Origin of the sequence: Paenibacillus sp. PK3_47 (assembly GCF_023520895.1) — a bacterium.
In the GTDB taxonomy this organism is placed as follows: domain Bacteria; phylum Bacillota; class Bacilli; order Paenibacillales; family Paenibacillaceae; genus Paenibacillus_AQ.
The window spans coordinates 6,330,230-6,340,947 of the sequence record NZ_CP026029.1; the positions used below are offsets into that span (position 1 = coordinate 6,330,230).

4 protein-coding genes are annotated in these 10,718 nt (G+C 50.1%); all 4 read left to right on the forward strand.

The window, feature by feature from the left end; translation table 11 throughout:
* The first annotated feature begins 188 nt into the window (after positions 1 to 188).
* The 4 genes from C2I18_RS27485 (at position 189) to C2I18_RS27500 (ending at position 10,596) form a co-directional block, all read left to right on the forward strand.
* Positions 189 to 1,589: an ABC transporter substrate-binding protein gene (locus tag C2I18_RS27485; protein ID WP_249898871.1), complete on the forward strand. Its 1,401-nt coding sequence runs from the start codon at positions 189 to 191 to the stop codon at positions 1,587 to 1,589.
* Positions 1,590 to 1,658: 69 nt separating this feature from the next.
* A complete protein-coding gene (locus tag C2I18_RS27490) occupies positions 1,659 to 2,582 on the forward strand; it encodes a carbohydrate ABC transporter permease (RefSeq protein WP_249898872.1) in 924 nt (307 codons plus the stop codon).
* Positions 2,579 to 3,448 (forward strand): carbohydrate ABC transporter permease, encoded by an 870-nt coding sequence (locus C2I18_RS27495; RefSeq protein WP_249898873.1) that lies wholly within the window; start codon positions 2,579 to 2,581, stop codon positions 3,446 to 3,448. Before C2I18_RS27490 ends, C2I18_RS27495 begins: the two co-directional genes overlap by 4 nt.
* A gap of 56 nt (positions 3,449 to 3,504) precedes the next feature.
* Positions 3,505 to 10,596: a DUF5695 domain-containing protein gene (locus tag C2I18_RS27500; RefSeq protein ID WP_249898874.1), complete on the forward strand. Its 7,092-nt coding sequence runs from the start codon at positions 3,505 to 3,507 to the stop codon at positions 10,594 to 10,596.
* Positions 10,597 to 10,718: the final 122 nt, after the last annotated feature.

Sequence of the window (10,718 nt, forward strand, 5' to 3'; positions counted from 1 at the left end):
GAAACCTTGAGTTTTTTTAATGGTATATCATGTCATATCATTAGTAAAGCGCTTTCTTAGGGAGTGTAATCCTATCATTTTTGAAGATTTGCGGCATTTTTTCTAAACGTTTAACTTAGACTTTAGTGGTCCGGGTTAAATGGTTAGACATACAAACCTGAAGCTATTTTGAAAGGGGATCAGCGGCAATGAAAACAGGAAAGACACTCGGAGCAGGCCTTATTCTGGCTGGCTCGATACTGGGCGCTGTCGGATGCGGAAACCATAACGGGACTAATTCGGCCTCACCGTCACCGGAATCAGAAGCTGCCACAACATCTGAAGCCTCTGCGGAAAAAGTAAAAATTATTTACACGATGTGGGGAAGTGCGGCGGAAGGGAATACGACCCAGACGGTGGCGGACCGGTTCAATGCTTCCCAGGACAGAATAGAAGTGGAAGTACAGGCAATTCCCTGGGAGAATTACATGACAAAATTGAATACGCTCGCAACAGCTGGCCAATTGCCGGACACAGGAATGCTTAAGGAGGATGGGGTCATCCAGTGGTCCTCTGAAGGCATGCTGAATGATGTCAGTGCCATGTATGAGGGAAGTGACAGCAAGCCGCTGGATAGCCTGGCCTATAAACACAAGGGCAACACTGTAGCCTATGCGGCTGCCAATGAAATTTTGCTGCTGTATTACAACAAAGACATGTTCGACAAAGCGAATGTCCCGTATCCTCCTTCTGCACTGGATCAGGCATGGACCTGGGACGAATTTGTAGACACGGCCAAGAAACTGACGATAGACAAGAACGGCAAACATCCCGGCGAGGATGGTTTTAATGCACAGAGCATCGTTCAATATGGCGCATCCGTCGAGAATCTGCCGTGGCAGCTCGAAACATGGGCACTCAGCAATGGCGGCGGGTTCTATTCCGAAGACGGGTCTGAGGTCAGAATCGGGGAAGACTCCAGCATGGAAGCGATTCAGAGAGTGGCTGATTTGTATTTAAAAGACCACGTTGCCCCGCTGTCTGTCGGGCAGACCGATGACGGCATTCAGCGCACCATCATTGCCGGCACGGTGGCCATGGCGACAAACGGCCAATGGAATGTAGGCACCAGCCTGAATACCGCCAAGGAGGAAGGCTTGAACTACGGCGTAGCCGTCCTGCCTTATATGAAGGATAAAGTGACGATCAGCACAGGCGGCGCCAATGTCGTATTCTCACAGACCAAGCATCCGAAGGAAGCAATGGAATGGCTGAAATGGTATAACTCTGAGGAAAATAATTGGGAGCTTATCTCCTCCGGCATTTGGATGCCTACTCTCGATAAGTGGTATAAGGATGAGACGCTCACCCGCAAATGGGTGGAAAATCCGAATTTTCCTCCATACGAGGAATACAAGTCAGCAGTTGTTGATTACGCCCAATCCTCTGCTGCAAGACCTGCCGCCTGGTTCTATACGAACTATACAACAGACTTTAATACACTGCTCGGCTCGGTTCTGGGAGATGTCTGGACTGGTAAAACTACCGCGAAAGAAGCGATTACCAAAAATCTAGAAGCTCTGAAAGCTATTCATGCAGGCAATCAATAAAAGATAGAAGGGATGGCCGCCTGTAAACTCATATGGCGGTCATCCTCTAATCGTGGGGGAGAGCGAGATATGGAAACCATCCGTAAACTGCAGAAACACCGTTCCCGCATTCATTCCAGCGAGGCGCGTGTCGCTTATATATGTCTGATTCCCGCTTTTTTAGGCTTAATCTTCCTGACTTATCTGCCGCTTGCCGGAGTGCTCGGGATCAGCCTGACCAATTGGACGGGGCTCAAGAGCCCGGAGTTCATCGGAATTGATAATTATATCAAGCTGTTCACCACCGATCCTTATATTAAGGATTCCATTTTCGCTACGATCTATTTTGCAGCTTTATCTGTGGCCGGAAGCATGATTTACTCTTTGTTTATTGCCATGCTGCTTAACCGTAAAATTCCGGCGAGAGGTTTTTTCAGAGCGGTATTCTATGTACCGTATGTTCTGCCGGCAGCAGCGATTTATGTAGGATGGTCCTGGCTGTACGAAGGGAATTTCGGTTTTTTTAACTATCTCCTGTCCGAAATGGGACTGAATAAAATTCTTTTTATCGCAGATTCCAGTTATGTTGTTCCTTCGCTTTCACTAATATCCGTATGGCTTTCGGGGAATTTGATCGTTATCTTTTTGGCGGGGCTGCAGAATGTTCCGGGTGTATACCATGAAGCGGCTGAAATGGACGGAGCGAACGGATGGCAGCGCTTCCTGCATATTACCCTGCCTTGCATGACACCGATTATTTTCTATAACCTCCTGATGAGTCTGATTGCCAATCTCCAGGTCGTTACACCGGCGCTTGCTTTAACCAATGGCGGTCCGGGCAATTCGTCGCGCTTCCTGACGTATCTGATGTATGACCAGGCCTTTGTCAATTACAAGCTGGGTTATGCCTGCGCAACTACCCTGATTATCTTTGCCATTCTTGCCGTCTTTACTGCCGTGTTATTCAAGACGTCGAACTTATGGATCTACAATGAAGGAGGCGACGACCATTGAGCACAGCCGCATACAGCAGACTAAGAAGCAAGAAACGCAGAAACAGGGTCATGAACATGGTAACGTTCGCCGCTGTCATTTTGTTCGCTTTGCTGGCTGTCTTCCCGATCTGGTGGATTTTTCGCACATCGCTCATGTCTAACTCAGAAATCTATCAATATCCGCCTTCGCTGGTGCCGCAGAACTGGCTGTTTTCCAACTATGAAAAAACGCTGGAGGTCTTTAAATTCTGGAAGTACCTCTGGAATACGATGGTGATCATCACTCCGTCCTGTCTGGCGGGTACATTCACGGCTACCTTATGCGGATATGCTTTTGCAAGGCTGCGCTTCCGGGGGAAAGGTCTGATCTGGGCGCTGTGCGTCGGTTCGATGCTTCTGCCGGCCATGGTTACGCTGATTCCGCTGTACATAGGCTGGACGCGCGGCCTGGGATTTAACGACAGCTATTGGCCGCTCATTCTGCCGTATTTCTGCGGCGGAGGTGCTTTCAACATTTTTCTGATCCGCCAGTTTATCATGTCTATCCCCAGAGAGCTTGACCAGGCGGCCACGATTGACGGAGCGGGTTACTTCCGGATTCTGTTCAGTATCATCATGCCGGCGATCCGGCCTGCAATGATTGTGGTTGCACTGTTTATCTTCATCGGGCTGTGGAATGATCTGCTCCAGCAGATGATCTATATCAATTCCAGTGATAAATACACGATCGCCCTCGGTTTAACGAACTTTAGAGGACAGCTGAAAAGTGACTGGTCGCTGACGATGGCCGCAACCTGTCTTTCCTTTGCTCCCGGTGTCATCTTTTACCTGATCGGCCAGAGGTATTTTGTTGAGGGGATTACGCTTACCGGATTGAAAAATTGACTTACAGCCTTGGGGAAGACCGCTCTAAAATGTGGAAACAGGGAGGTTATGATTGAATGATGACCAAAAAGCTCAAGCCGCTGGCAATGGCCCTGCTGCTGCTTTTTCAGACAGTGCCCCTGGAAGTCAGCGCCGCATCAGCCGCAGTTAATAACGGTATTTCCAATGCCAGCCTTTCTGCTAAAGTCGGTGATCTGGGACAAATTGAAGAGCTGTATATCAATAATAACCCTGCCAATAAAAACGGTGAGCCGATTAATTTTGTCCTGCCTAACGATACCTCGCCGCAGAATGACGTCCAGCACCAGTGGATGGGGGAGATGATTTTTTCATACCGTACCGGCGACAGTGAACAATTCCCTGACCACAGGGACGGCTTTGCTGAGGTGGATACGAATAAAACATTGGCGGCCGGCGGATCAGCCAAAGCTTCCAGCATCAATCCTGATAACCCCTATTTTAAAAAGACGGCTTCAGCAGACGGTAAAAAAGTAGAAATCAATTTTATCGGTCAGAATCTGGAGTCCACAGCCCAGCGGGCGATGAAAGGCTTTGATGTAAAATCTGTGTTTGATATGGATACGGAAGACGGCTCCATGCTGTGGGAAATTACCGTGAAGAACAAAAGCAGCAAATATATTGAATTCGGTGATATCGGCTTGCCTATGCCCTGGAATAACAAATACCGCACATTATCCGACACCTATGACGACCGTGTTACTGTGCATAATTTTGCCGGCGCCGACAGCGGGTATGCCTATGCCATCCGTACCAGCGGTGAAGGGAATTTCATGCTGTTTACCCCTGTACCGGAAAGCGGTGCGCGCATCGAATATGTAGACTACTGGATGCATGAAGCAGGGGAGCTGCGTGCCGGAAATACATTCTCGAACTGGACCGGTGACAGCGGAGGCTGGTATCCGGGGCTGAATGTTCTGTATATTCATTCCAAGGATATCCAGAAAACAGGGCGCGGCTATTTTACGGATGCTTCCAGCCTGGTTTTGGGGCCGGATCAGGAGAAGACTTACAAGTTCAAATTCTCAGCGGTACGCGGAGGCGATAACAAGCCGCAGGACAATGCCCAAAGCCCTAATAACCGATCAACTTCAATGGAAGACCGTGAAGCCAATCTCCGGTCTATCCTGTACCGGTCGGGTATGATCGATGCAGTAGCGGTACCTGGCTTTCAGACAGCGATCAATATGCCTGTCAAGCTGGATCTGCACTATGACGACAGCCTTATCGATGTAGAGTCCATTGACATTCAGAGTGTTCATGAGAATGATCCGTTTGACGAAAAACATATTCCGGACATCAAGCCCGGCAAAACCAGGGAAGAAATGGTGAACAATTCCCGCACCGGCCGCGGACTTTCTGACGGAAATCCGGGATATACGGAATCTTACGAATTCGTGGAAACCAAAATCGTAAACGGTGAACAGCATCATATCTATTCACTCCAATTCGGCGCGATCGGCAATAACAGTGTCCGTGTGAAATACAAGCTGAAGTCCGGTGATGAATGGGTCGATAAATTCACCCAGCTGGAGTTCAATGTTCTGGCTGAGCTGGACGCTACATCGGAAGCCCACTCTGAATTTATGGTGGAGCAGACACAGGATAAGAATCCGGAAAGTCCTACTTACGGCAACTATTTAGACTGGTATCTCTCAGGCGGCCTGGATCAGAACACCAGCCACTGGGGAGATGACTGGAGCCACGATAACATCAACTTCATGACCATGAAGAACTATCTTCATCCCGATCCGGATGAAATCCGGTCGATTGAAACTTACCTGATCGATTTCATGTGGGAACGGTTTATGAAGAATACACAGGATAGTTATATGGTCGCGAACTGGCTCAGGGATTCCGGAGCTTTTACAGATAAAGATAAACCGTATACACGGGCGTTCTCTGAAATTATGGAAGCCACCGGCTTTTTCAACATGTACCGCATCCAGAAGGCGTATCCCAATCTGATGGAGTACCGCGAATCCCCGCAGTATTATCTGGAAAAAGCCTATGGCATCTACTATAACCGTGTCTCCAGCGGTGCCATCGGATTCTATGGTGAGCAGCAGATTCCTGAGATGATTGAAGCGCTGAAGGAAGAGGGAATGCAGACCGAATCGGCAAATCTGCAAAAGAAATTTGCCCTGGATAAAGGCCGGAACATGACCTACGCCAATTATCCTTACGGTTCCGAATTTGAGTATGATAATACCGGCGAGGAGGGGGCTTATGCTGCCGCCAAAGCGCTGCGTACCTATTATCCGGAAGACGGGCGTGCAGCCGCAGCCGTGAAGAGCATGGAGATGGCCGACTGGAAGACACGTGCCATGCGCGGCATCCAGCCCACCTGGTTCCATTATTCCGTACCGGTATTCCGCGGAGGAGAAGGCTGGTGGAATTTCCAATATACGGCTTCTTTAGCGGGATACATTATGGATGACTGGCTCCGCTACGAGAACGACGGGAGGTCAGGGGACCAGACTGCTGTCGCACAGCAGCGCAACTATGCGGCTAAGATATCAAATTTCAACGCCGTAAATATGGGACAGATTTCAGCCCAGTCTGTAGGCAGTACCTCCTGGAGATATTCCATGTATAAGGGAGGCACCGGCACCAAGGATGTATTCGACGGCGGCTCCCGTGTGATGAACAACGGCTGGAATGACTTTTCCGGTGAAGCGGAGGAAGGCCTGTACGGTTCCCTGCTCAGCATCAGCTCCGATATCGTGACTGATCCTGTATTCGGTCTGTTCGGGTATGGCGCACTGGTCAGAGACGAAGGGGGCAGTTACAAGATCACGCCCAAAGACGGCTTCGGCAAACGGATTAATTTGATCAATGAGCAGATCTACCTGGAATCTGATAACGATAAGATAACAAGCGCAAACATAAGGAAAGACGGCAAAGGCTTTACCCTGCAGCTGTTGAACACTGCCGGGAAAGAGCATGCTTCGAGGATCACCTTTGACGGTGCGGGAACCGGAAACGGCTACTATGAGCTCAAGCTGAATGGGGCAGAAGCCGGACAGTTCTATGTGCATAATCATAAAGGTACCGCCATGTTCCAGATGGACAGTGCACCTGCAGCTGAACTGGCCATTGAAAAGAAGGATACCGGTGAGAATGAAGCTCCACAGGTTAAGGCGGAGACCGCATCGCAGCAGCCGCAGGCACTGATTCCCTTTATGCTGAACGGCATCGTGACCGATGACGGAGCGCCGGATGGCAATCTTACCTACCAATGGGAGGTTGTCAGCACTCCTGAAGGAGGCAAGCTAAACTTCAGCTACCCTAAAGCAAGCCTTACAAAGGTTACCGGTAATAAAGAAGGTTCTTATACAGTCCGGCTTACCGCAAATGACGGACAGAAGAGCGGTTCTGGAGAGGTGACCTTCCAGCTGGCTGCGCCGCCCGACAAGCTGCCGCCGGAGATTAGCCAGGTGACTGTGACACAGGATGCAGCGAACAACAGCATTCTGGTATTATCCGGCGAGGCAGTTCCTGATCCTGTGCACAGCGCAGCCTTTGAACCTGAGCTGACGTATGCATGGACTGTAAAGCAAAAACCGGACGGTACAGGGGATATTTCCTTTGTAGGCGGTGACAAAGCCACTGCATATGCGCGCGTAAGTAAAGCAGGGACTTATGTTTTTACCTTTACAGCGGCAGACGGAGACAAGAAGGCCAGCAAAGAAGCCACGATTGAGATCAAGGAAGACACAACTGACACCTACCGTGCACTAAGCGTAGTGACCCGAAAGGACGCAGCTCCGGCACTTCCCGGACAGGTGAATGTTCTGTCAGATGACGGATATAGCGAAAAGCATATCGTATGGGATACCATCGATCCGGCCAGCTATGGAAATACGGGAGTATTTGAAGCCAGGGGAACCGTCAAAGACAGTGATATCGAAGTGCTCGCCACCATTTATGTCGTTAACGTTCAGCCGCAGAATGCCGCGCAGACAGCCAAACCGTCTGCCAGCTTCTCGGGCGGTGACGGCTATCCTGAAGCGATGAATAATGGTGTTGATCCCAAAAGCTCAGGAGATTTCTCACCAAACCGCACTGCACCGAACAGCGCATGGCATAACTGGGGAAGAGAAGGGGATCCGGCCTGGGTCATATATGAATGGGATCAGCCGTTCCTCGCCTCTTCCATGGACGTCTATGTCTTCCAGGACGGCGGCGGAAACTTCCGGCCGAAGGATATGCAGCTTATGCTCCGCGATGAAGCCGGCAAATGGTATACTCCAAGAGCTGTAAAAGGACTTGGAAATGAGCTGAACAAATACAACACCACTACTTTCGAGCCTGCTTATATCACAGGTGTACGTATTGATATGAAGCCAACCGCCAACGGCTCGGGAATTCTGGAATGGAAGGTATACGGCTATACAGGGGCGGTAGATAAGTCAGAACTGATCAAGGTTTATAACTATGTTAATACGTTGAACGCCGCGAACTTTAACGAACCGGGTCTTGCCCCGGTCGCAGCAGCGAAGGCTGAAGCTTCCGCAGTAATTCAGAATATGAATGCTGCTGATGAAGAGATTGCCCGGGCGCTTGAAAAGCTGCTGGCCGACCTGCAGCTGCTCCATCCTCGTGATGGCAATATGGCTTACCTGGCCAGCATTTCTTCCAGCTACACCTCACCATGGGAGAACCTGGCAGCGGTTAATGACGGCAAAAAGACGGGCAGCAACCTTCTGCACTGGGGCACCTGGGGCAATGCCGGGGCAGAGGAATGGGTGCAGTATGAATGGCCGCAAGGCGCTGTAATCCAAAGCTCGAATCTGGTGTTATGGTCAGATGCAGGCGGGATCAAGCCTCCGTCCAAGTATGTGTATTCTTATATTCCGCTAAACAGCGTGACCAATGAATGGGTAACAGCGGCAACCGTAACCGAAGGGATCAAGGTAATAGACCATACACCGGCAGAATCGGTGAACAGTTACGGGTTTGAACCCTCCCTGGAAGTTAAAGCGCTTAGGGTTACAATGACAAAACAGTCGCCGGCTGGTGACAATGGTGTCGGCTTGTGGGAATGGGAGGTCATCCGTCCAGTCTCCAAGCAGGAGCAGAGTCCGCCGTCTGACACAGTGGTTAAGGGGATAAATGTCACTGTGAGCGGTGCCGCGGACGGAATAATCACTGGCGTGGACGAAACGATGGAATTCCAGAAGCGGGAAGATGATTCCGGCAGCTGGACGGCGGTTTCAGGCACTGAGATAACAGGACTGGACACCGGAATCTATTATGTAAGATATAAGGAAACGGAAACGCATCTTGCCAGTCCTGCCTTGACCATTAGTATAGATAATCCGGCCGATCCTGAGCTTCAGGAGGTGACAGATGCTGAAGTCAAAACCGGTGACGGCATGTTGACTCTTACCTGGACCAATCCGTCATCTGAAGACTTTGACCATGTCCTGTTAACCGGAGAAGGGATCACAGCGCAGACCATCGGTGGAGGAGCAAGCAGTGCAGCCATCACCGGGCTTGTTAACGGAACAGCTTATACAATGAAGCTGCAGACGGTTGATACAGCAGGCAGGGTATCAGCAGGTATCAATGTAAGCGGAACGCCTGCAGGTCCAGAGCCTACAACGACACCAACACCAACGCCGGAGCCAACTGCCACACCAGAACCGACATCGGATCCAACACCAACACCTAAGCCTGAGCCAACAGGAACGCCAACACCAACACCTAAGCCTGAGCCGACACCAATACCAGAACCATCAACGGATCCAACGCCAACACCGACGGCGGAGCCAACTGCCTCACCAACGCCAATACCTACAGCGACACCTGTACCAGAGCCAACAGCTGCACCGACGCTGGAACCAACTTCTGCACCGGAACCTGCACCATCGTCATTCCCGGGATCTCCGCCGTCAACAGCGTACACCCCACCACTGGTTCCTGTAAGTGTCAAAGTTGAAGGCAATCTGATTAAGGTCGGTCCGCTGAAAATGGATACATTGACCGGCATTGCTTCAGGGTCTCCGATCAGACAGGAGGATATTAACAAAGCACTGGCAAACGCACAAGCAGACAACAGTGGTGTTAAGACCGTAAGAGTCGAAATGCCGGCAGCTGAAGGAGCACATGCATATACTGTCGTACTTCCCGCTTCTGCACTGCACGCCGTTACGGCAACTATGAGAGTGGAAGTGGTAACAGAAACCGGAACCATCACAATTCCTTCCAATGTGCTGAAAACAGCCGCCAAGGACGTTAAGATTGTTGTACTGACTATCGGGAGAGCTGACACTTCAGCACTTGACCCGGACACCTTTGTTGCTGCGGTTGGCAGCAGACCCGTATTGGATTTTAGCGTCAAAATAGATGGAGTGCCGGCAGCTGCGGATACCTTGAATGCACCGTTTGGGATTAATATACCTTATACACCTGCTGCAGAAGAACTTGTGAACTACGAATATCTCTCAATATGGTCTGTTGATGCCAACGGTAAGCCTGTCCGGATCAAGGATGCTGAATATGACACTGCTCAAAAAACCATCGTATTTACAGCCGTTCAGTCCGGCAAATACGGAGTAGTGTACACCAAGAAGAGCTTCAGTGACGTACCACAGAATTCCTGGTATGCAACCTCAGTTGTAACCATGGCTTCTAAGGGCTTTATAGACGGTACCTCGCCGACGACCTTTAGTCCGGATGACAAGGTGACGAGAAGTGAATATTTGGCCTGGCTTGTAAGAACACTTGAGCTCACTGCCGAATTCAGCACTAACTTCACGGATATTCAGGTAACCGACAAGTATTATGAGGAGATTGGAACTGCCAGAGCGCTTGGAATATCGGTTGGCTTTAAAAACACTTTCAATGGTGATGACGAAATCACAAGGCAGGACATGGCCGTGATGACGATGAGAGCTTTGCGTGTAGCCTATCCGGCCGTGCAGACCGGCAGCGCGGAAGACTTGAAGAGATTTGCAGATGCCGGCCAAACAGCACCATACGCAACGGAAGACATGGCTGCAATGGTTAAGACGGGTTTTATTAACGGCCGGGGCCCTACGATCCTCAGTCCAATGGGTGTGACAACCCGAGCTGAAGCTGCACAGGTTCTGTATAAGATCCGTAAAATGTACACTGAATAGTCTCTCTCAAGTTCAGAGGAGCATCACGGAAAGTGATGCTCTTTTTTTGTGCTTTAGCCAATGGAGTGTGTGAGACGTGCGAAACAAAACTGCCTGATATGAGGTGAAGGGAATAGAAGGGA